This is a genomic window from Streptomyces sp. CNH287, assembly GCF_000424825.1.
In genome coordinates, this window is record NZ_AUKQ01000018.1 from 132,854 (window position 1) to 154,525 (window position 21,672).

Annotated in this window: 20 protein-coding genes and 1 pseudogene; 9 read left to right on the forward strand and 12 right to left on the reverse strand. The window is 71.9% G+C overall.

The features are described from left to right. Nucleotides 1-168 precede the first annotated feature (168 nt). Nucleotides 169-1,110, forward strand: coding sequence for a sterol desaturase family protein (locus tag H299_RS35105; protein ID WP_051262650.1), 942 nt, complete (start codon nt 169-171; stop codon nt 1,108-1,110). A 113-nt stretch (nt 1,111-1,223) separates the two neighbouring features. On the opposite strand, the gene H299_RS0119540 is transcribed toward H299_RS35105, so the two are convergent. Together H299_RS0119540 and H299_RS0119545 are read right to left on the reverse strand one after the other, a co-directional pair. Continuing rightward, entirely contained in the window at nt 1,224-2,270 is a 1,047-nt protein-coding gene (locus tag H299_RS0119540) for a M14 family zinc carboxypeptidase (protein WP_027749778.1), read from the reverse strand. Nucleotides 2,271-2,512: 242 nt separating this feature from the next. Further along, nucleotides 2,513-4,078 carry a S8 family serine peptidase gene (locus H299_RS0119545; RefSeq protein ID WP_027749779.1) on the reverse strand — a complete coding sequence of 522 codons (1,566 nt, stop codon included), beginning with the start codon at nt 4,076-4,078 and terminating at the stop codon, nt 2,513-2,515. Between the two features lie 234 nt (nt 4,079-4,312). Between H299_RS0119545 and H299_RS0119550 the strand changes: the two genes are divergently transcribed. From H299_RS0119550 to moaA, 3 genes are all read left to right on the forward strand, one after another. Next, nucleotides 4,313-4,663: a DUF485 domain-containing protein gene (locus tag H299_RS0119550; protein WP_027749780.1), complete on the forward strand. Its 351-nt coding sequence runs from the start codon at nt 4,313-4,315 to the stop codon at nt 4,661-4,663. After that, entirely contained in the window at nt 4,660-6,285 is a 1,626-nt protein-coding gene (locus H299_RS0119555; protein WP_027749781.1) for a sodium/solute symporter, read from the forward strand. The genes H299_RS0119550 and H299_RS0119555 overlap by 4 nt, the downstream gene beginning before the upstream one ends. 130 nt (nt 6,286-6,415) lie before the next feature. Continuing rightward, nucleotides 6,416-7,405, forward strand: coding sequence for a GTP 3',8-cyclase MoaA (gene moaA, locus H299_RS0119560; protein WP_027749782.1), 990 nt, complete (start codon nt 6,416-6,418; stop codon nt 7,403-7,405). Here moaA and H299_RS0119565 read toward each other — a convergent pair. Then, nucleotides 7,388-7,681: a hypothetical protein gene (locus H299_RS0119565; protein WP_051262639.1), complete on the reverse strand. Its 294-nt coding sequence runs from the start codon at nt 7,679-7,681 to the stop codon at nt 7,388-7,390. The two genes, moaA and H299_RS0119565, sit on opposite strands and share 18 nt — an antisense overlap. A gap of 161 nt (nt 7,682-7,842) precedes the next feature. Next, nucleotides 7,843-8,199: a DUF3099 domain-containing protein gene (locus H299_RS0119570; protein ID WP_027749784.1), complete on the reverse strand. Its 357-nt coding sequence runs from the start codon at nt 8,197-8,199 to the stop codon at nt 7,843-7,845. Between the two features lie 193 nt (nt 8,200-8,392). On the opposite strand from H299_RS0119570, the gene H299_RS0119575 reads away from it, so the two are divergent. Next, on the forward strand, nt 8,393-8,680 hold the full coding sequence (locus tag H299_RS0119575; protein ID WP_027749785.1) for a GlsB/YeaQ/YmgE family stress response membrane protein: 288 nt from the start codon (nt 8,393-8,395) through the stop codon (nt 8,678-8,680). A 145-nt stretch (nt 8,681-8,825) separates the two neighbouring features. Here H299_RS0119575 and tyrS read toward each other — a convergent pair whose 3' ends face one another. The 6 genes and pseudogenes from tyrS to H299_RS0119600 all read right to left on the reverse strand — a co-directional run bounded on the left by tyrS (nt 8,826) and on the right by H299_RS0119600 (nt 16,512). Beyond that, nucleotides 8,826-10,250 carry a tyrosine--tRNA ligase gene (tyrS, locus tag H299_RS0119580; RefSeq protein ID WP_027749786.1) on the reverse strand — a complete coding sequence of 475 codons (1,425 nt, stop codon included), beginning with the start codon at nt 10,248-10,250 and terminating at the stop codon, nt 8,826-8,828. 78 nt (nt 10,251-10,328) lie between these two features. Beyond that, the gene (locus H299_RS0119585; RefSeq protein WP_027749787.1) at nt 10,329-11,711 is read right to left on the reverse strand and encodes a metallopeptidase TldD-related protein; all 1,383 of its coding nucleotides are present in this window, start codon (nt 11,709-11,711) and stop codon (nt 10,329-10,331) included. Further along, nucleotides 11,708-13,234, reverse strand: a complete 1,527-nt coding sequence (locus H299_RS0119590; protein WP_027749788.1) for a TldD/PmbA family protein — start codon at nt 13,232-13,234, stop codon at nt 11,708-11,710. The genes H299_RS0119585 and H299_RS0119590 overlap by 4 nt, the downstream gene beginning before the upstream one ends. A 127-nt stretch (nt 13,235-13,361) precedes the next feature. Beyond that, nucleotides 13,362-15,296 (reverse strand): tetratricopeptide repeat protein, encoded by a 1,935-nt coding sequence (locus H299_RS0119595; protein WP_027749789.1) that lies wholly within the window; start codon nt 15,294-15,296, stop codon nt 13,362-13,364. 50 nt (nt 15,297-15,346) lie between these two features. After that, nucleotides 15,347-15,730, reverse strand: a pseudogene (locus H299_RS40525) (hypothetical protein); the annotation flags it as partial. A gap of 146 nt (nt 15,731-15,876) precedes the next feature. Then, nucleotides 15,877-16,512, reverse strand: a complete 636-nt coding sequence (locus H299_RS0119600; protein WP_027749790.1) for a Uma2 family endonuclease — start codon at nt 16,510-16,512, stop codon at nt 15,877-15,879. A gap of 208 nt (nt 16,513-16,720) precedes the next feature. Between H299_RS0119600 and H299_RS0119605 the strand changes: the two genes are divergently transcribed. The 3 genes from H299_RS0119605 (at nt 16,721) to fabI (ending at nt 18,894) form a co-directional block, all read left to right on the forward strand. After that, nucleotides 16,721-17,230: a DUF1203 domain-containing protein gene (locus H299_RS0119605; protein WP_027749791.1), complete on the forward strand. Its 510-nt coding sequence runs from the start codon at nt 16,721-16,723 to the stop codon at nt 17,228-17,230. A 177-nt stretch (nt 17,231-17,407) separates the two neighbouring features. Next, complete coding sequence (gene fabG / locus H299_RS0119610; RefSeq protein ID WP_027749792.1) at nt 17,408-18,127, forward strand: 3-oxoacyl-[acyl-carrier-protein] reductase; 720 nt, start codon at nt 17,408-17,410, stop codon at nt 18,125-18,127. Between the two features lie 5 nt (nt 18,128-18,132). Beyond that, nucleotides 18,133-18,894: an enoyl-ACP reductase FabI gene (gene fabI, locus H299_RS0119615; protein WP_027749793.1), complete on the forward strand. Its 762-nt coding sequence runs from the start codon at nt 18,133-18,135 to the stop codon at nt 18,892-18,894. Nucleotides 18,895-19,000: 106 nt separating this feature from the next. On the opposite strand, the gene H299_RS0119620 is transcribed toward fabI, so the two are convergent. Together H299_RS0119620 and H299_RS0119625 are read right to left on the reverse strand one after the other, a co-directional pair. Beyond that, nucleotides 19,001-19,408: a YciI family protein gene (locus tag H299_RS0119620; protein WP_027749794.1), complete on the reverse strand. Its 408-nt coding sequence runs from the start codon at nt 19,406-19,408 to the stop codon at nt 19,001-19,003. 152 nt (nt 19,409-19,560) lie between these two features. Further along, nucleotides 19,561-20,247: an FCD domain-containing protein gene (locus H299_RS0119625; protein ID WP_027749795.1), complete on the reverse strand. Its 687-nt coding sequence runs from the start codon at nt 20,245-20,247 to the stop codon at nt 19,561-19,563. Nucleotides 20,248-20,323: 76 nt separating this feature from the next. Between H299_RS0119625 and H299_RS0119630 the strand changes: the two genes are divergently transcribed. Next, nucleotides 20,324-21,655, forward strand: a complete 1,332-nt coding sequence (locus H299_RS0119630; RefSeq protein WP_486587346.1) for a CynX/NimT family MFS transporter — start codon at nt 20,324-20,326, stop codon at nt 21,653-21,655. Nucleotides 21,656-21,672 lie beyond the last annotated feature (17 nt).

Sequence of the window (21,672 nt, forward strand, 5' to 3'; positions counted from 1 at the left end):
TGCGAACGCCCGTGCTATTGGCGGCTGTTCGCGCGCATCGCCCCGGCGCGGCGGCGGCCTGGTGCCCGCCCCTCGGCCGCGTCGGCGGGGCGGGGTGCGGGAAAGCATCTTCCTACTTCTCGGTAACAACCTCTGGCCGTGGGCCGGGAGGAGTCCTACCGTGTGCAGATGGCTCCCCATCTGCCCGATGTCGTGCTGTGGTCGATCCCCGCCTTCCTGCTGCTGGGCGTCGTCGAGGTGGTCAGCTACCGGCTCCGCCCGGACGAGGAGGCGGCGGGATACGACGCCAAGGACGCGACCACCAGCGTCACCATGGGGCTGGGCAGCATCGCCTTCGACGCGCTGTGGAAGATCCCCATCGTCGCGGTCTACTCGGCGGTCTACGAGCTGACGCCCCTGCACATCCCGCTGCTGTGGTGGACGCTGCCGCTGCTGCTGCTCGGTCAGGACTTCTGCTACTACTGGTCGCACCGGGGGCACCACGTCATCCGGATTCTGTGGGCCTGTCACGTGGTGCACCACTCCAGCCGCAAGTTCAACCTCACCACCGCGCTGCGGCAGCCGTGGACGACGTGGACGGTCTGGCCCTTCTACCTCCCGCTGATCGCGCTCGGCGTGCATCCGGCCGTGCTGGCGTTCCTGTCCGCCGTCAGCCTCGTCTACCAGTTCTGGATTCACACCGAGCGGATCGGCACGCTGCCGCGCCCGGTCGAGTTCGTCTTCAACACGCCGTCACACCACCGCGTCCACCACGCCTCGCAGGGCAGCTATCTGGACCGCAACTTCGGCGGCATCCTGATCGTCTGGGACCGCCTCTTCGGCTCGTTCGTGCCGGAGACGGAGGACTGCGTGTTCGGCCTCACCAAGAACATCACCACGTTCAACCCGCTCCGGGTGGCCACCCACGAGTACGCGGCGATAGCGCGGGACGTCCGGGCCGCCCGGGGCTGGTCCGAGCGTGCCGGGCGGGTCCTGCGCGGTCCGGGATGGCAGCCGGGGGAGCGGGGGCACCCAGGGGAGCCGGGGCGGCGGCCTCCCGGGCTCCCGTCATCGGCGCCCTCTCCGGCGCCGGTGACGTCCGCCGTGCGGCTGCCCGAGGACACCCCCTAGAACCCCGTCCGACAAGTGGCGCCGTACGCCCGCAGGGCGTCGCACGCCGGGCGGCGTGTGTCGGACGCGGCCTGGCGTCGTCCGGCGCGGGGAGGCGGGCCGCGGCGCCCGGTTCAGCAGGGCGGCTCGACCTTCTCGCCGCGCTCCGGCCAGAGGTCGGCCCGCGCCGGGTCGGCGTCGTCGAAGGAGCCGTCGGCCATCGATTGGGCGACCGCTTCCATCGAGGTCTGCGCCTCCCGGATCAGCGGTCCGGCACCCTTCTGCCCGGCCTCCTGCTGCCCCCTCTGCTCGAGCAGCAGGGTCGGGTACCCCTCCAGCGCGAGGCCGTTGCGGCCGGTGCTGGCCGTGTCGCTGCGCGGGTACAGGGTGAGGTTGGACCGCTGGTTTCCGGCGAGTGAGTCCCCGACGACGACGGCCGCGCGGCGTCCGTCGGCCGCGACCTCGGGCGCGACGCCGGGATGGGTCGCCCACAGCATGGACATGGTCACCATTCGCCCGTCCGGCGTCGCGTAGGTGACCTGGTGGTGGTAGTCGAGGACCAGATCGGGTTCGACCCGCTTGATCACCTTCTGCACGGCGGCCGCCTCGGGGGCGAGCGCGAGGTCGTACTCGGGCTCCGGGCCGAACATGCGGTTCAGGTCGACCCCGTTGGAGTTGCGGCGCGGGTCGATGCCCTCCCGGAAGTCGGGGTCGTGATAACGCTCCCAGCCGTCCGGGTTGACGCGCGGCAGGACCACGAGGGTGACCTCCTCGCGCAGTTCACGCGCCTCCCGGCTGTTCCCCGCCACCTTCTTGAGCATCCGCAGCGCCGCCTCGGTGCCCAGCGGCTCGTCGCCGTGCGCCTGGGTCATCACCAGCAGCTTGCGGTCGCCGGTGCCGACGGTGGCCGAGTACAGCGGGCGGCCGTCGACCGAGCGTCCGATGGTCTCGAGGTCGACCGTACGGGGGTGCTTGAGCGCGAGCTTCCACAGCTCCAGCGACAGTTCGAGGTTGCTGGTCAGCTTGTCCAGCTTGATCTCTTCGTCCGCGCAGACCCAGGGTCCCGGGGTGAGCGGCGGCCGGGTGTCCGAGCCGGGGGCGGCGCTGGCGGGCAGCGCGGCGAGTGGTGCGGCCAGCAGCGCGGTGGCCAGCACGAGGGCGGCACGGCGTCTCGTTCTCACAGAGTTCTCCTGTAGGTATCGCTGTGTGTCAGGCGGAGGCCGTCCCCTCGCACCCCGGCACATGCCAGCCCTTCCGCCGGTTCGGAACTGTGTCATCCGCCTGTTGCACCGTCAATGACCTGCGCAGAACGTGATCCGGGTACCACGACCGCCCCGCCGGGCGCATCCGGCGGGGCGGTCGGCGGTCGGCGGTCCGTGGGTTCCGCCGGCTCAGCGCGGCCGGTTCGCCGCGTGAGCGCGCGTCACTTCCGTACGGCGTCCAGCGCGTCGACGATGCCGTAGCCGTAGAAGCTGTTGATCTTCTGGTGGCCCGTGCACTCCGCGTTGACCTCGCCGTCGCCGTCCGGGTCGTACGGCTCGGTCGGGCAGCCGGGGTTGTCCGCCCATGCCTTCATCCGCCACTGGAGTTCGTGCGGGGTGGCCTTGCGGTGCTTGCTCTTGATCAGCGCGGCCACTCCGGCCACGTGCGGGCCGGCCATCGAGGTGCCCTGGAGGAAGGCGTAGTCGCCGTCCGGCATGGTGGAGAGGATGCCGCCGTTCTTGGCGTCGCCGCCGGGAATCTGGTACTTGTCGCCGCCGGGCGCGGCGACGTCGATGACGCCCTGGCCGTAGTTGGAGTAGTACGACTTCAGCGGCTCGGCGCCGGTCGCCGAGACGGTGACCGCGCCGGGGAGCTGGGTGGGCACGTCCGTGCACTCGGACGGGTCGATGGTGCGGGTGACCGGGGTGGAGTCGTTGGGGCTGGTGTCGTCGGTGATCTCGTCGGCGGCCAGGTCGTGGCTGGAGTTGCCGGCGGAGGTCACGTTGAGGACGCCGCCGCGCTGGGCGTACTGGGCGGCGCGGCCGACGGCGTCCGCGATGGCGGCCTGGTCGGCCTGGTCCGGGCAGTTGAACAGCCAGGGGTCGACGTAGTAGCTGTTGTTGGTGATCTCGACGCCGTGCTCGGCGGCGAAGGTGAAGGCGCACACCACGGCCTCGGCGTAGAAGAGGCTCGTGTCCTGCTCCGACACCTTGATCGAGGAGACCTGGACGCCGGGCGCCACGCCCGCGACGCCGACCCCGTTGCGCGGCGCGGCGATGGTGCCCGCGACGTGCGTGCCGTGGTAGCTGCCGCCCTCGGCGTACGGGCGCCACGCGCCGGGCGTGGTGTCCGCGGTGCCGCCGACGCAGCTGGCGGACTGCCGCTCGGAGAAGTTCGGCTTCAGGTCGGGGTGCGTGTCGTCCACCCCGGTGTCGATGACCGCGACGGTGACCTTCTTGCTGCCCTGGCTGACGCGGTGCGCCTTGTCGGCCTTTATGGCCGGGATGTTCCACTGGAGGGACTCCAGCGGCTCGGTCCGCGCCCCCCCGCCCCGCAGCGAGCTGTCGGCGCCGTCCCCGCCCTTGCCGCGCGCGAGCTTCCTCGCGAGCGCCTCGGGGTCCTTGATGTACTGCGGCTCGCCGACGTCGGTGCTGGACGCGGCCTTGAGCGGCGCGGTACGCGTGGCCCCGGCCGAGTCGACGCCCTCGATGCCGCGCAGTGTCTCGCCGAACTCCGGATTCGCGGAGTGCGCGACGATGACGCCGATCCGGTCGTACGACGTGACGACGGTGCCGTCGGCGGCCGAGATCTCGCGCTGGACTCGTTCGAGGGTCTCCTCGGCCGTGTCGGTGTTGACGACATAGCTGAGTTTCTCGCCGGATTTCGCCGTGGACGGCGCCTGGGCGAGCGCCGTGCCGGCGCCCGGCAGTACGGCGAGCGAGGCGGTCAGAGCCAGCCCGAGCGGCAGCGCCAGTGCGCGCCGTCCTCTGAAGGGCTTTGAATCCATGGGGTCTCCATGTCCTTGAGGGAGCCAAGCAGGTGACGGGAAGTTATCGCTGTTGTGTACGTGACAGCAATGGAGTCGCAAAGCGGCCCGCCGCGACTGTGCGTGCCCACTACAGATTTTCGACCACCGACCTCTGGTTGCGCGGACCTCCGTCCCTCTACGATGCGCGGACGGTGTGGCCGAAAGTGATCCAGGACACACCACTCGTCCCCTCTTGTTCTGTCTGGAGTCGCAGTGGGCACCCCACCGCAGAAAGCGAGTTCCGGTCCGCCGCCGGAGCGCCCTGATTTCCTCGAGGTACAGCAGAGCACCGAGTTCGGCGAACTGCGCCGGGCTCAGCGCTCGTTCGCCTTTCCCGTCACCGTCGCGTTCATCGTCTGGTACCTCCTCTATGTCCTGCTGTCGAACTACGCGGGCGATTTCATGGGGACCAAGGTGCTGGGCAACCTCAATGTCGCCTTTGTGTTCGGTATTGCCCAGTTCGTGACCACGTTCGCCATTGCCTGGTGGTACTCCCGGCACGCCGAGGCCAAGCTCGACGCCCGTGCCGAGGCCATCAAGAAGCGTCTGGAGGGCGGCGCATGAACTCCGTCGTACAACTGTCCGCCGAGGGTGCCGGCGAGCACCGCACCCTGATCATCACGCTCTTCTCGGTCTTCGTCGCCGCCACCCTCGGCGTCACCGTGTGGGCCGGCCGGCGTACGAAGGACGCCACCGACTTCTACGCGGGCGGCCGGTCCTTCACCGGCTTCCAGAACGGCCTCGCCATCTCCGGCGACTACATGTCCGCGGCGTCCTTCCTGGGGATCGCCGGCCTTATCGCCCTGTCCGGATACGACGGCTTCCTCTACTCCATCGGCTTCCTCGTCGCCTGGCTGGTCGCCCTGCTGCTGGTCGCCGAGCCGCTGCGCAACTCCGGCCGCTTCACCATGGGCGACGTGCTCGCCTACCGGATGCGCCAGCGCCCGGTGCGTACGGCGGCCGGCACCTCGACCATCGTGGTGTCGATCTTCTACCTGCTGGCCCAGATGGTCGGCGCGGGCGCCCTGGTCGCCCTGCTGCTCGGGGTCACCGGCGACCTGGGCAAGAACCTCATCGTGGTGCTGGTCGGCATCGTGATGATCCTCTACGTCACGATCGGCGGAATGAAGGGCACCACCTGGGTGCAGATGATCAAGGCGTGCCTGCTGATCGTCGGCACCCTGCTCATCACGGTCCTGGTGCTGCACAAGTTCAACTGGAACATCTCCACCCTGCTCGGCGCCGCCGCGGACAACAGCGGCATGGGGGCGGCCTTCCTGGAGCCGGGGCTGAAGTACGGCGTCAGCACCACCTCGAAGATCGACTTCATCTCGCTGGGCCTGGCCCTGGTCCTGGGGACCGCCGGCCTGCCGCACATCCTGATCCGCTTCTACACGGTGCCCACGGCGAAGGTGGCCCGCAAATCGGTCAACTGGGCGATCGGCATCATCGGCGTGTTCTACCTGATGACCATCGCCCTGGGCTTCGGCGCGGCGGCGCTGCTGTCCAACAAGGAGATCACCGACTCGGACGCGGCGGGCAACACCGCGGCTCCACTGCTGGCCCAGGAGATCGGCGGCGGCGCGGACTCGGCGGGCGGCGCGACACTGCTCGCCCTGATCTCGGCGGTGGCCTTCGCCACGATCCTCGCGGTCGTCGCGGGGCTGACCCTCGCCTCCTCCTCGTCCTTCGCGCACGACATCTACGCCAACGTCATCCGCAGGGGCAAGGCCAAGGAGAAGGAGGAGGTCGCGGCGGCCCGGCTGGCGGCGATCGCCATCGGAGCGGTCGCCATCGTGCTCGGCATCTTCGCGGGCAAGCTGAACGTGGCCTTCCTGGTGGCGCTCGCCTTCGCCGTCGCCGCCTCCGCGAACCTGCCCACGATCCTCTACAGCCTCTTCTGGAAGCGGTTCAACACCCAGGGCTCCCTGTGGTCCATCTACGGCGGCCTCTTCTCGTCCGTCTTCCTGGTGTTCTTCTCGCCGGTCGTCTCCGGCAGTGAGAGCGCCATGTTCTCGGGCGTCGACTTCCAGTGGTTCCCGCTCAGCAACCCCGGCCTGATCTCCATCCCGCTCGGGTTCCTGCTGGGCTGGCTGGGGTCGGTCCTCTCCAAGGACGAGGACCCGGACGGCAAGAAGTTCGCCGAACTGGAGGTGCGCTCCCTGACCGGTACCGGCGCGCACTGAGTCCGGCCCCGGCCTTCGGCGCCGGGGCGGCCCGGCTCCCGCGGACACCTGTGACATTCAACAAGCTGTTGAATGTCACAGGTGTCCCGTACGCTGCGAAGCACGTAGCAACCCCTGGGAGGGCCGCCGCATGCTGCTCGACACATACGGCAGGGTCGCCACCGACCTGCGCGTCTCGCTGACAGACCGCTGCAACCTGCGCTGTACCTACTGCATGCCCGAAGAGGGGCTCCAGTGGCTGGCCAAGCCCGATCTGCTGACCGACGACGAGATCGTCCGGCTGATCGGCCTCGCCGTCACCCGGCTGGGCATCGAAGAGGTCCGCTTCACCGGCGGCGAGCCGCTGCTGCGCCCCGGGCTGACCGGCATCATCGAGCGCTGCGCCCGGCTCGACCCGCGCCCCGCGATGTCCCTCACGACCAACGGCATCGGCCTGGAGCGTACGGCCGAGGCCCTGCGCGCCGCCGGCCTGGACCGGATCAACGTCTCGCTCGACACCCTCCGCCCCGAGGTCTTCCAGAAGATGACCCGCCGCAAGCGGCACGCCGACGTGCTGCGCGGTCTCGCCGCGGGCCGCGCGGCCGGGCTCGACCCGGTCAAGGTCAACGCCGTGCTGATGCCCGGGCTCAACGACGACGAGGCTCCCGAGCTGCTCTCCTGGGCCGTCGAGCACGGCTACGAGCTGCGGTTCATCGAGCAGATGCCGCTCGACGCGCAGCACGGCTGGCATCGCGAGGGCATGGTGACTGCGGGCGACATCCTGGCCTCGCTGCGCACCCGCTTCACGCTGACGCCCGAGGGGGAGGGGACGCGCGGCTCCGCCCCCGCCGAGCGCTGGCTCGTCGACGGCGGGCCGCACCGCGTCGGCGTCATCGCCTCGGTGACCCGCCCCTTCTGCGCCGCCTGCGACCGCACCCGGCTCACCGCCGACGGTCAGGTGCGTACGTGCCTCTTCGCACAGGAGGAGTCGGACCTGCGCGGTGCCCTGCGCGGCGGCGCGTCGGACGAGGAGATCGCCGCGCTGTGGAAGCGCGCGATGTGGGGGAAGAAGGCCGGCGCGGGGATCGACGACCCGTCGTTCGTCCAGCCCGAGCGGCCGATGTCAGCCATCGGCGGCTGAGCCGCCGCCCGCACCGCCGGTGCCGTCCGCCGACTCCCAGTCGGCCAGAAGCACGACGTCCTTGAGGAAGCCGCGCATACCGAGGAACGACGACAGGTGCTCGCGGTGCTCGTCGCAGGCCAGCCAGGTCTTGCGCCGCTCGGGCGTGTGCAGCTTGGGGTTGTTCCAGGCGAGCACCCACACGGCGGACGCGCGGCAGCCCTTGGCGGAACAGAGAGGCACTTCGGGATTTTCGGCAGGGATCACGGCCCCATCCAACACCCGGGCCCCACACATGGCGACGCCGGGCAGCCACGGGGGGAGCCGCCCGGCGTCGGTCCGTCGCTCCGACGGGGGATGCGGAGCGCTCCAGAAGTATGGCACGCGGGGGCATGCGGAGTGCACCGGAACCGCACTATTACTCCGAGGTTTTCGGGCTTCTCGCAGAAGTCCGCAGCTCAACGCCCTTCATCCGGCGCCCTGTTGGGCCGGTCACCCACGGTCTCGTGGGGGAGGACCGTCCCTTCGAGCGCCGGGCGGACGGGCATCGGGACGTAGGCGGAGGGCAGCGCGGGAGCGTTCTCCCGGCCCGCGTTGGCGATCACCACGGCGATGTACGGCAGCAGCACGCCGAGCGCCAGGGTGCCGATGGCGAGGGGGCGCTGGACATTCCACAGGAGGACTGTCAAGACCACGGAGAGTGTGCGGATGAGCATGGAGATCACATAGCGCCGCTGCCTGCCGCGCACGTCGTCGACCAGTCCCTGCCGGGCTCCGGTGATCCGGAAGACCTCGGGACTCTTCTGCTTCCGCATCGTGATCCACCACCTGATCGAGCGCGGCCATCTGGCATCCGGACGACTCCTACCGTACGCCGCACCCCGGACATCCTCACGACCGGGGCGGGGCTCCCGCCGTGCGCCGCGGCCTTTGCCGTACGACACTGGCGGTGTGTGCGCAGGCAGGTGCACGGATGCGTACGCGAGCCCGCTGAACGCGGAGGCGAACATGAGCTGGCTGTGGGCGATCCTCGTGGGACTGGTGCTGGGCATCCTCGCCCGGGCTGTCCTGCCCGGCAAACAGGACATCCCGATCTGGCTGACGGCGATCTTCGGCATCCTGGGCAGCATCCTGGGCAATGCGGTCGCCGCCGGGATCGGCGTCGACGACACCAAGGGAATCGACTGGATTCGGCATCTGCTCCAGCTGGCCGGAGCGGTGCTGGTGGTGGCCCTGGGGACGCCGCTGTGGGCGATGGTCAGGGGGAAGGGCAAGGGCGGCAGACAGCGAGCCTGACCACCGCCCCGGCACCCCCCCCGTCCGCTCCACGGCCGCCCGCGTCTGCGGGCGGCCGTGGGTGAGGGGAAGGCGCGCCCAGGGCCCCACGCCCGGCCCGCCGCCCGTCCGCATCGGGAGCCGGCCGCGCCGCCACCCGCCGGGCTCAGGCCCCGGGCTGCACGGCCCCCCGCACCTCGGCGATCTTGCGCCCGGCCTTGAGGTACACCGCGCCGCCCCCGCCCGCCTCGGCCAGCTTCTCCGGCACCACCTCGCCCAGCGGACGCAGCGCGTCCGCCTCCGCCAGCACGAACGCCTGCTGCGCGCCGCCGGTCTCCACGACCAGCCGCAGCCCGTTCTGCTTGGCGATCCGGCGGGCGGCCGACGCGCTCGGGGTGAACTCCAGCACCTTGCTCAGCAGCGCGGCGATGCCCTCGCCGCCGTGCTCGGCGAGATCCACCGACGGCAGCGCGCCCACCTCCGCGAAGGACTTGCGGGAGAACTGCGCGGCGAAGCCCGCCCGTGCCGCCATCGCCGCCTTGATGCCGTGCAGCGCGCTGACGACGTCACCCGCCAGGACGCGCTTGAGGTCCATCGGGTGCAGCGTCTTCGCCTCGATGCGGGCGAGCGCGGCCTCGATCTCGGGGTCGGTCCACTCCGTCCAGGCCCGCAGGTACGGGGCCATCAGCCGGTCCGGGATCGACATGATCTTGCCGAAGACCTCCTCGGCGGAGGCGTTCAGCGCGACGTAGTTGCCCTTGGACTTGGACATCTTGGCACCGGACCCGTCGGTGCCCTCGATCAGCGCGTTGGTCACGATCAGCTGCGGCCGCTGCCCGTAGATCTCCATCACCTTGCGGCCCATCTGCATGTTGAGCAGCTGGTCCATGCCGCCCAGTTCGATGTCGGTCTCGATCTCCGCCGAGTCCACCGCCATCGCGACCGGGTAGATCAGCTCCGACATCGTCAGGCCCGAGCCCGCCGCCAGCCGGGTGCGGAAGTCGTCCCGCTGGAGCAGCTGGGAGGCGGGCACCTGGGAGAGGATGCCGATCAGCTGGGGGAAGGTGAGCCGGGCCAGCCATTCGCTGTTGTGCCGGAAGCGCACCTTCTCGAAGTCGAAGAACGGCTTGACCTGGTCGCGGTAGCCCGCGAGGTTCTCGGCGATGTCCTCGTCGGTCAGCGGCGGGCGCTCGGCCGTACGGCCCGAGGGGTCGCCGATCTTTGCGGTGATGTCGCCGATGATCAGCGTGACCTCGTGGCCCATGCGCTGGAAGCGGCTCAGCACGATCACCGGCACCGCGTGTCCCAGGTGCACCTCGGCGCCCGTCGGGTCGATGCCCAGCTTGACCTGGAGGCCCTTGCCCTCGGCCCGCTTGGCCGCGATCGTCTCGGCGAGCTTCTCCTGCGACGGCAGCACGTCCACCGCGCGGGCGGTGATCAGCGCGGCCTGCTCCGCGGGTGAGAGGTCGCTCAGGTCCAGGGAGCGCCGCGCGCCGGTCTCCGCGAGCAGCCGCTCGACGGTGGTGTCGGAGGAGAGGTCCTGGGCCAGCAGTGCGCTGGCGCGCGATACGGAGTCGCCGAGGCGTGTCACGTCTGTCGTCCTGGGGATAGCGGGGCGGGTGGGGCGGTCCGAGTCTATTCGCGGTGCCGGTCCGGCGGGACCGCCGCCTCACACGCCCCGGCTGACCGAACTCATGTTGAAGTCGGGCACCCGCAGCGCGGGCATCGCGGCACGCGGGGCGTAGTCCGACCACTCGCGCGGCAGCGTACGGACGGTGCGCCCCGCCTCCGTGGCGCGCGCCAGCAGGTCGACGGACGACTCGTTGAAGCGGAAGTTGTTGACCGCGCCCCGCACCTCGCCGTCCTCCACCAGATAGACGCCGTCCCGCGTCAGGCCCGTCATCAGCAGCGTCGCCGGGTCCACCTCGCGGATGTACCACAGGCAGGTCAGCAGCAGCCCGCGCTCGGTGCGGGCGACCATGTCCTCCAGCGACGCGGTGCCGCCGCCCTCCAGCAGCAGGTTGTCGATCGGCGGGTTCACCGGCAGCCCCGTGAGGGCGGCGCTGTGCCGGGTGGTCACCAGCCGCTCCAGCCTGCCCTCCCGCACCCACTCGGTGGGGGCCAGCGGCAGGCCGTTGTCGAAGACCGACGCGTCTTCGGCGGAGGAGTGCGTCATGAAGAACGGCGCCGACTCCAGGCCCGCCGCCGCCGGATCGCTGCGCAGCGTCAGCGGCAGCGCGGAGAGCGTGTCGCCGACCCGAGTGCCCCCGCCGGGCCTGCTGAAGACCGTCCGCCCCTCGGCGGCGTCCCGGGCGCCGGAGGACCACAGCTGCCAGATGAGCAGGTCCGCCACCGCGCTCGGCGGCAGCAGCGTCTCGTACCGCCCGGCGGGCAGCTCGATCTGCCGCTCGGCCCAGCGGAGCCGCTGGGCCAGCTCGGCGTCCAGCTCGCCGGGATCGACGTCGGTGAAGTCACGGGTGTACCGGCCCGCCCACGCCGACCGCGCGTGGTCCGCGGACTTGGCGTTGACCTCTACGGTGCCGGTGGGCTGGTCGTGCCGCAGCCGCAGCCCGGCAGAGGTGCCCAGGTAGCTGGAGACCGTCTCGTGGCTCGCGAAGCCGTACAGCTCGCGGTCCTCGGCGCGCGCCCGCGCGAACGCCTCGCCCAGCGCGGGGGCGAAGCCCGCGAAGACCTGCGGGGAGGTCTCGGCCGGAGGGCCGGCGAAGTCGGCGGCGGCGGGCACCCCGGTCACCAGCGGCTGGGCGTCCTCGGCGGGACCGGCCGTACGGGCCGCCGCCTCCGCCGCCCGTACCAGCGGCTCCAGCTCCTGTGCCGTCACGGCGGACCGGGACACCACCCCGGAGGCGGTGCCCTGCCCGCCGTCGACGGTGGCGATCACGGTGAGGCTCCGGCCGCGCGTCACGCCGTTGGTGGTCAGCGCGTTGCCCGCCCAGCGCAGGTTGGCGGTGGACCGCTCGTCGGCGATGACCACACAGCCATCCGTACGGGACAGCTCCAGCGCCCTCTCGACGATCTCGTGCGGCGTGCTCATCGGCCGGCCTCCTGGGTGGTGTTGAGGATGTTGACGCCGCGGAAGAGCGCGGACGGGCAGCCGTGCGAGACGGCCGCGATCTGCCCCGGCTGTGCCTTGCCGCAGTTGAACGCCCCGCCGAGGACGTAGGTCTGCGGGCCGCCGACCGCCTCCATCGACCCCCAGAAGTCGGTGGTGGTCGCCTGGTAGGCCACATCGCGCAGCTGCCCCGCGAGGCGGCCGTTCTCGATACGGAAGAAGCGCTGGCCGGTGAACTGGAAGTTGAAGCGCTGCATGTCGATGGACCACGAGCGGTCACCGGCCACGTAGATGCCGCGCTCCACGCCGCCGATCAGCTCCTCGGTCGACGGGCCGTCCGGCGCGGGCCGCAGCGACACGTTCGCCATCCGCTGCAACGGCACGCGGCCCGGCGAGTCCGCGAACGCGCAGCCGTTGGAGCGGCCCAGGCCGGTCAGCCGGGCGATCCGGCGGTCCAGCTGGTAACCCACCAGGGTGCCGTCCCGCACCAGGTCCCAGGACTGCGCCGCCACGCCCTCGTCGTCGTAGCCGATGGTGGCCAGGCCGTGCCCGGTGGTGCGGTCGCCCGTCACGTTCATGTGCGGCGAGCCGTACCGGAGCGTGCCCAGCTGGTCGAAGGTGGCGAAGGAGGTGCCCGCGTACGCCGCCTCGTAGCCCAGCGCCCGGTCCAGCTCGGTGGCGTGGCCGATCGACTCGTGGATGGTGAGCCAGAGGTTGGACGGGTCCACCACCAGGTCGTACGCCCCCGGCTCGACGCCGGGCGCGCGCATCTTCTCCGCCAGCAGCTCCGGCATCCGCGCCAGCTCGGCGTCCCAGTCCCAGCCGGTGCCCCGCAGGTACTCCCAGCCGCGCCCGACCGGCGGCGCCAGCGTGCGCATCGAGTCGAACTCCCCGGAGTCGGCCACCGCCACGGCCGTCAGCTGCGGCTGGAGCCGCACGCGCTGCTGGGTGGTGACCGTCCCGGCGGTGTCCGCGTAGAACTTGTTCTCCTGGACGGTCATCAGCGTCGCGTCGGCGTGGCTGACGCCCTCGGCGCGCAGCAGCCGCTCGCTCCACTCCGCCAGCAGCCCGGTCTTCTCCGCGTCCGGCACGTCGAACGGGTTGGTCTCGTACGCGGACACCCACGTCTGCTCGCCGTGCGACGGCTCCTCGGCCAGCTCCACCCGCTCGTCCGAACCGGCCGCGCTGATCACCTTCGCCGACAGCTTCGCCATCGCCACGGCCTGCGCGGCCACCCGCGCCGCCGCGTCCATGCTCAGGTCCACGCCGGAGGCGAATCCCCAGGCTCCGCCGTGCACGACCCGTACCGCGTAACCGGAGTCGGTGCTGTCGGAGGACCCCGTGGGCCGCGCGTCCCGCAGCCGCCAGGAGGCGTCCCGGATGCGTTCGAACCTGAAGTCCGCGTGCTGGGCCCCCAGCGCGCGCGCCCGCGCGAGCGCGGCATCCGCGAGCGGCCGCAGGGGGAGTGCGAGGAAGGACGGATCGATCTCGTGCGCATGCGTCATGGGCGCCTCCCGGTCTCGGACTGTGTGCGCACTGCATCATGCGCCACCGGTGTACGGTCCGTCCGGAATTCCGGGCAGGGGGCGGCGGGGTACCAGCCCGATGCGACGGCGTGCCGGCCCGGCGCGCTCAGAAGCCGATCTCGCTGCGGGCCGTGCCCTGCCGGAGGCGGCCGACCGTCGGCACCGCCCCCATCAGCGGCAGCAGCAGGCCGAGCACGGCCCACCACGTCCCCCAGGTGTAGGGGACGGTGATGCCGCCGACGATCCCGTACAGCACCAGCCGTGGTCTGCCGCTGACACCGAGGACCAGCGGCACGGTGCAGCAGGCCAGCAGCCACCAGGTGCCCCCCCCCAGGGCGAGTGTGGCCGCGGCGAACAGGGTGAAACTGAAGGAGAGGCACCCCTTCGCCGCGTGCAGGGTGCGTTCCGTCTCGGCCGTGGTGAGGTCGATGCTGCGCTTCTCCACCGGGAAGGTGACGACCAGGACCCGTTGGAGGAGCGGTGCGAGGACGGCCCAGCCCGCGAAGATCCACCAGGGGCCGCCGAAGGTGTGGGCGACCGGGATACCGATGAGCGTCAGCAGCGTGTAGCAGCCGTCCAGGTTCCGGACGTCCTCGGTGACCGTGGTGCCGGAAGGGGGGTCCTGGGGGTTCGACACCACGTGCGCGGTCTCGGGCAGCTCGCCGAGCCACTCCCCGGTGGCGGCGGCCCGCGCCGGGTCGCCGCTGTCGAGCAGCGCCTCGATCGCCTCCTCGGCGGTACGCCGCGCGGCGGCCGGACGCCCGGCGTCGACGTACGCACGTGCCAGGGTGGCCAGTTCGACGCCCTCGCGGTGGCGGTTCCCGATCTGCTCCCAGAGGTCCGCCGCCTTGCGGTGCGCCGTGCACGCCGCGCTGACCTGGAGACCCTCGGCCAGATACACCCCCAGCCGCGACAGCGCCTCCGCTTCGGCGTGCCGGTCCCCGGCGGCGCGGAAGACGTCCACCGCCTGCTGGTAGGCGGCGACCCCCTTGCTCAGTCCGCCCAGCTGGCTGAGCACGGTGCCGATGTTCACCAGCAGGTTGCTCTCGCCGTCCTGGTCCCCGAGGGCGCGGTAGAGCCGGAGCGCGTTGCCCTGCGCCTCGGCCAGGCTGCTGTGCCGCCCGAGCTGGGCGTACATCACTGCGAGCTGCGTCCACGCACGGGCCTCGAAGAGCTGGTCGCCCGAGGAGCGGCAGAGCCGGGTCGCCCGGTCGAGCGCGTCGAACGCCTCCCGGGCCAGGCCCGCGCTCACCGAGACCGTGCCCAGGTTGGTGAGCAGCTGGCCCTCGCGCAGCTCGTCGCCCCGTGCGCGCGCCAGGCTGATCGCCCGCCGGACCGCCTCAAGCGCCTCCTGGTGCTGCCGAGTTCTGGAGAGCGACTCGGCCAGGAACGCGAGCGCGTCGACCTCTCGCTCCGCTGACCGGAGCGTCTCGAGGTGCCGCACGGGGTCCCCCAGTTGCCCGGCCGCCTCGAGGGCCTGTCCGACCAGCGCGATGCCGGTCTGGAACGCGGACCTCTCCGACAGGCACCGCGGTGCCTCCCGGTCCCTGACGTACAGCCGGACCAGGTCGTGCAACTGCCAGCGCCCGTCGGCGAGCTGGAGCAGGCGGGCGTGGCGCAGGGCCCGCAGCAGCGGCCGTACGGCAGCCGGACTCCGGCCGCTCAGGGCCGCCGCGGCCTCCGTGCTCGCGCTCGGGCCGGGGTTGAGGATCAGCAGCTTCAGCAGGCCCGCGGCGGCCGGATCACGGAGCTGTAATCGCCGCCAGGACACGTCGAAGGCGAGGCCGACGGCCGAGGCGCCCTGCTGAAGGGTGGCCAGCCGGGTGGCCGCGCCGTTCAGCTCGGCGACCAGCTCCGGCACCCCCAGCTCCGGGTCCTCGGCCAGGATCGAACCGGCGATGACCACGGCCAGCGGCAGCCGCCCGCACAGCCGCACCAGCAGCTCGGCGGCTCCCGCGGCCTCGCGCACGCGCGGATCGTCGCCGACGACGGACAGCAGCAGCGCACGGGCGTCCGCGCATGTCGACGGTGAACGCGCCACCGGCGTAATCCGTACTGCCGCCGCGCGAGGGCCGCGGCACGCCCGACGAGCGTGGTCTTGCCCACGCCGCCCAGGCCGGCCACCACGGTCACCGTGTTCGCCGACGGACGGCTCTCCGGGTCCCACCGGGCGAGCAGCTCCTCCAGCTGTGCGGCACGGCCCACGAAACCGTCGGCGGGCTCCCCGTCCCCGTCCCCCTCCCCGTCCGCCGCCGGGACCGGGGCGATCACGGGCACCGGGCCGACGTCCCGGTGGTGTACGTGGACGCTGCCGTGGATCTGCCCGGCCTGCACGAGGACTCCGTGGACGTCACCGGTGAGTGAGTTGCTCACCTGGATACGGGCGTCGCCGCCCCGCCGCTGCTCGTCCTCCTCCGGCCGACGGCCGCTCCCGCCGTGTGAGTCCACGCCGATCCCTCCCCTGGAACGCCGCACGGAATGGGTGTCGGAACGAGTGTGCCGCGTGGCGCCGCCCGGAGGCAGAGGTGTGCCGAACTGGCATGCCTGCGGGGCGGTTTCCCCTGGCAAGCGAGAGACCGCGAGCGGCCTGCGCAGACCCGCCCCTGGGGCCTGCCGGGGAACTACGCCTCCGTGTCCAACTGCTCGGCCGGCTCCTCCTGGGCGGGTGCCCGGAAACCGGAGGTGTCCAGCTCGCAGCCGAACGGCTCGGGCAGACGCAGCGGCTCGCCGAACGGCAGGGTCAGCCGGGAGTCGTAGCCCTGACTGGTCGGCTGCCAGAACACCGTCGCAGTCTCCTCCTGCATGTCGAGCAGCAGGTAGACCGGAACGCCGCTCTTGCCGTAGACCGGAGTCTTGTCGTCCCAGTCCGCGTCCCGGGTCGAGGAGGAGGTCAGCTCGGCGACCAGCGAAAGGGCCTCACCGTCGACGTAGCGGCCACGACCGTGAAACGCGCTCTCCTGCGCGACGTAGACGTCAGGCCCGTACGCCCGCTCGGCGTCGGGGAAGGCGAACAGGAACGGTGAGCTGTCGGCGATGTGTCCGCTCGGAGCGTGCGGCTCCAGCTGTGCGCGGAGCGCTCGCATGATCGGCAGGTAGAACTTCTGCGACCACGGTGACGTGACGATGTTCTCCCCGACGATCTCCGCCCGATAGCCGACGGGCACATCCATGGTGAGCAGCGTGCGGCACAGCGCCTGGAAGCGGGGCGGTCCGGGCGGGACACTTATGGTCATCGGGCGTTCGAGCATCACGGTCATGATGCGCCTCCCTGCGCGTGAATGCCATCTGCGCCACAGCGTAGGCGGGTGCTCGCCCGCCGGAGGGCGGAAAGTCGGTGTGATCACCTGTTCGTGTGACGCGAGGCTCGGGTGGTGCGAGGTGGTGGTGCGAGCGGGTGGCGCGCGCGCCGGACGCGAGGTCGGATTCCCGCCAGCGGCGCCCGGCGGCGCGGCCGAGACTGGCGGCATGACGACCTACCGCGCGCGGCCCGTCGAGGCGGCCGCGCTGAAACAGCTGAGGCAGACCGACGACGCGGACCGCGTCCCCCGCCCCTTCACGGACGAGGAGGGCGGCGCGCCGCTGCGCTGCTGCCTGCGGGCCAGCCGCGCCGGCGAGCAGCTCATCCTCGTGTCGTACGCGCCGCTGCGCCGCTGGGCCGCCGAGACGGGCGCCGATCCGGCGGCGTACGACGAGCAGGGGCCGGTCTTCCTGCACGCGCGGGAGTGCGACGGCCCGGCCGATCCCGCGGCGGGCGGCGAGCCGTACCCCTTCGCCCGGCCCGGCGCGCTGCGGGCGCTGCGCCGCTACGACCGGCGGGGGCACATCGCGGGGGGCCGGATGATCGAGCTGCCGTTCGACACCTGCGAAGCGTTCGACGCGGCGCTGGACGAGGCGTTCGGCGATCCCGAGGTGGTCCTCGTCCACGTACGGGCGGTGGAGTACGGCTGCTACCACTTCGAGGTCCGCAGGCCGTGACGCCCCGGTCCCTTGGCCGCTGTGGGGTTCCCACAGGGACCGCCGCCGCCTGCTGTCAGCGCCCGATTCCCCGGAACGCGAGGCCACCCGATAGTTTTCACGGGACAGCAGGCGGTCCGCGCTCACCGGCGGGCTGTGCTCCTCGTACGAAAGGGTGGTCCCTTGAGTCGCTCGGACTTGAATCGTTCGGTGCTCGTCACCGGAGGTAATCGGGGTATCGGCCTCTGCATCGCGCGGGCGTTCGCCGAAGCGGGCGACAAGGTCGCCATCACGTACCGCACCGGAGAGCCGCCCGCCGAGCTGACCGAGCTGGGGTGCCTCGCCGTCAAGTGCGACATCACCGACACCGAGCAGGTCGAGCAGGCGTTCAAGGAGATCGAGGAGAAGCAGGGCGCGGTCGAGGTGCTGGTCGCCAACGCGGGCGTCACCCGCGACCAGTTGCTGCTGCGGATGTCCGAGGAGGACTTCAGCACGGTCGTCGAGACCAACCTCACCGGCACCTTCCGCGTCGTCAAGCGCGCCACCCGCACCATGCTGCGCGCCCGCCGCGGCCGCGTCGTGCTGATCTCGTCCGTGGTGGCGCTCTACGGCTCGCCCGGGCAGTCCAACTACGCCGCGTCCAAGGCCGGGCTCATCGGCTTCGCCCGCTCGGTCGCCCGCGAGCTGGGCTCGCGCAACATCACCTGCAACGTCGTCACCCCCGGGTTCGTCGACACCGACATGACCCGGGTGCTCACCGACGAGCAGCGGTCGGACATCGTGGCGCAGGTGCCGCTGGGCCGCTACGCCCAGCCGGAAGAGGTGGCCGCCTCGGTCCGCTTCCTGGCCTCGGAAGAGGCCGCGTACATCACTGGAGCCGTCATTCCTGTCGACGGCGGAATGGGCATGGGTCACTGATCGTCATGAGTGGAATCCTCGCAGGCAAGCGCATCCTGGTCACCGGCGTCCTCACCGAGTCGTCCATCGCCTTCCACGCGGCGAAGATCGCCCAGGAACAGGGGGCCGAGGTCGTCCTGACCGGCTTCGGGCGCGTCACCCTGGTGGAGCGCATCGCCAAGCGGCTGCCCACCCCCGCCCCCGTCATCGAGCTGGACGTGACCGACCAGGAGCACCTGGACGGTCTCGCCGACAAGGTGCGCGAGCACGTCGACGGGCTGGACGGCGTCGTGCACTCCGTCGCGTTCGGCCCGCAGGGCGCGTTCAACTTCCTGGCGGCCGACTGGGCCGACGTCAGCACGGCGGTGCACGTCTCGGCGTACTCGCTCAAGTCGCTGACCACGGCCTGCCTGCCGCTGATGCCGCAGGGCGGCTCGGTGGTCGGGCTCACCTTCGACGCGCAGTTCGCCTGGCCCAAGTACGACTGGATGGGCGTGGCCAAGGCGGCCCTGGAGTCGACCAGCCGCTACCTCGCCCGCGACCTGGGCAGCCGGAACATCCGCTGCAACCTGGTCTCCGCGGGGCCGGTCAAGTCCATGGCCGCCAAGTCGATCCCGGGCTTCGAGGAGCTGGCGGACGTGTGGAACCACCGCGCGCCCATCGGCTGGGAGCTGGCCGACCCGGAGCCCGCCGGGCGCGGCATCGTCGGCCTGCTGTCGGACTTCTTCCCGAAGACGACCGGTGAGATCGTGCATGTCGACGGCGGCGTCCACATGATGGGCGCCTGAGCGCAGCCGTACGCGCCCCGCCACCGCGCAGTGGCGGGGCCACGGGATGTCCAGCGTCTCCCGTGCCGGCGGCCCGGGCCGCGGGCCGCCGCCCTCCACCCGGAGGTCACTCCGTGCCGGGGGAGTGCTCCGTCAGGAAGGGACGCAGCTCGAGCCACTCGTGGATCGGCTGCCCGCCCGCCCCCGGGGCGGCCGACAGTTCGCCGGCCAGTTCGAGGGCGCGTGCGCGGCTGGCGACATCGATCACCATCCAGCCGGCGACGAGGTCCTTGGTCTCGGCGAACGGGCCACCGGTGAGCGGCGGGCGCCCCTCGCCGTCGTACCGCACGAAGGTTCCCTCGGGGGCCAGCGCCTGGCTGTCCACGAACTCACCGCTCTCCTCGAGCCGGGCCGCGAAGTCGTTCATGTACTGCACATGGGCCGCGATCTCCTGCGGCGTCCACCGGTCCATCGGCACGTCGTTCACCGCGGCCGGGGCGCCGCGGTAGTGCTTGAGCAGCAGGTACTTGGCCATCGTGTTCCTCCTCGCTGGTGCGGCCCATTGTGGCCGCCCGCACCACGGGGACGGCGCCCGCCACGGCTGCCCGGCCTTCCCGGTCCGGAGTTTCGGTCCAAAGTCTCCTGGCCCGCGCGGACGAGCGCCCGTACCGGGCGGTGCCGGTGCCCTCAGAGCGCCGCCCCGCGCACCCCGCAGCCCCACTGGCGCGTGTACGAGCCCGCCTCGTGCGCCGCCGCCTCCTCGTCGCCCGCCCGGATCGCCGCGACCATCCGGGCGTGGTCCTGGTGGTTCTCCGGCAGCAGCCGCTCGCCGACGTCGATGCGCAGGAACGCGCGCAGCACGTCCCCGAGGTCGGCGTAGACGGCGGTCAGTACCTCGTTGTGCGAGGCGGCGACGACGGCCTGGTGCAGATTCGCGTCCGCCTCCACGAACCGGCCCACCTCACCCGACTCCCAGGCCGCCTCGCGCACCTCCAGCAGCGCGTCCAGCTGCGCCAGGTCCTGTGCGGTGCGGCGCCGCGCCGCCAGCCGGGCGCCGGACGCCTCCATCGTGCTGCGCAGCTCCGCCACGTGGCGCGGGTCGGCCGCGGCGAAGCGCCGGTGCATCACCCCGGCGAGTTCGCTGGTGGCCAGCACATAGGTGCCCGAACCTTGGCGGATGTCCAGCAGGCCGTTGTGCGCGAGGGCGCGTACCGCCTCGCGCACGGTGTTGCGGGCCACACCCAGCTGCTCCACCAGCTCCGCCTCGGTGGGGATGCGGGAGCCGACCGGCCACTCGCCGGAGGAGATCTGGGCACGGAGCGAGGTGATCACCTGGTCCGCGAGCGCGGAGCGGTGCGGCGAGTTCAGCGGCATGGCTCTCCCCGGCGGCGGTGACGGGGGAGACGGGTGAATTGGCGAACATTCATCCCATGATTCTATGATGCACTTCATGGCTATGGCGGAGGATGACGTGAAAAGTGATGCGCGGCCGAACCGGGCACCCCGCGTCCCCGCTTCGGGCTGCGCCGCTCCGGCGTCACAGATCGCGCCGCCCGCCGCGTCTGCGCCGTCCCGCTGGACGCTGCGGCTGGTCGTCATCGGCCTCGTGCTGGCCGGGGTCAACCTCCGCCCCGCCATCTCCGGGCTCGGCCCGCTGCTGGAGGAGGTCCAGCGCGGCCTGGGGATGAGCGGTACCGTCGCCGGGCTGCTCACCTCCGTCCCCTCGCTCTGCTTCGCGGTCTTCGGCGGTCTCGCACCGCGGCTGGCCCGCCGCTGGGGGGCGGCGGCCGTCGTGCTGGCGGGGATGGCGGCCATCAGCCTGGGCCTCGCGCTGCGGCCCCTCGCGGGCGGCACCGCCTTCTTCCTGCTGGCCAGCGCCCTCGCACTGGCCGGGATCGCGGTGAGCAACGTCCTGATGCCGGTCGTCGTCAAGCAGTGGTTCCCCGACCGCGTCGGGTCGATGACGGGCCTCTACTCCATGGCGCTCTCCCTCGGCACGGCCGGTGCCGCCGCCGTGACCGTCCCGATGACCGAGGCGCTCGGCGGCAGCTGGCGGCTCGGGCTCGGTGCCTGGGCCCTGGTCGGCGCGCTGGCGGTGGTGCCCTGGGCGGCCGTACTGCGTGCGGGCCGTAGGCGGGACCGCGGCGCGGCGGGCGCGGGCACCGCGGCGCCCGTACCCGCCGACCCGTCGGACGCCCCGCCGATCCGCATCACCCGCTCGGCCACCGCCTGGTCGCTCGCCGTCTTCTTCGGCCTCCAGGCCTCCGCCGCGTACATCACCATGGGCTGGCTGCCCCAGATCTTCCGCGACGCCGGGGTCTCCGCCTCCACCGCGGGCATGATGCTCGCGCTGACCATGGGCATGGGCATCCCGCTGTCCTTCGTCCTGCCCCGGATAGCCGCCAGGATGAGCCACCAGGGGCCGCTGGTGCTCACGCTCGGGATCTGCGGCCTGTCCGGTTATGCCGGGCTGTGGTTCGCCCCGGCGGGCGGCGCCTGGGCCTGGGCGCTGCTCCTCGGCGTCTCCAACTGCGCCTTCCCGCTGGTCCTCACCATGATCGGGATGCGTTCGCGGAGCAACGCCGGAGTGGTCAAGCTGTCCGCGTTCGCGCAGAGCACCGGCTACCTCCTCTCCATCCCCGGCCCCCTGCTGGTCGGCGCGCTGCAGCAGCACAGCGGCGGCTGGCACGCGCCGCTGCTGCTGATGGCGGGGCTGATGCTGGCGCAGATCTCCGTCGGCGTGCTCGCGGGCCGGGACCGGTGCGTGGAGGACGGCGGCTGAGTGCGACACTGAGGGGC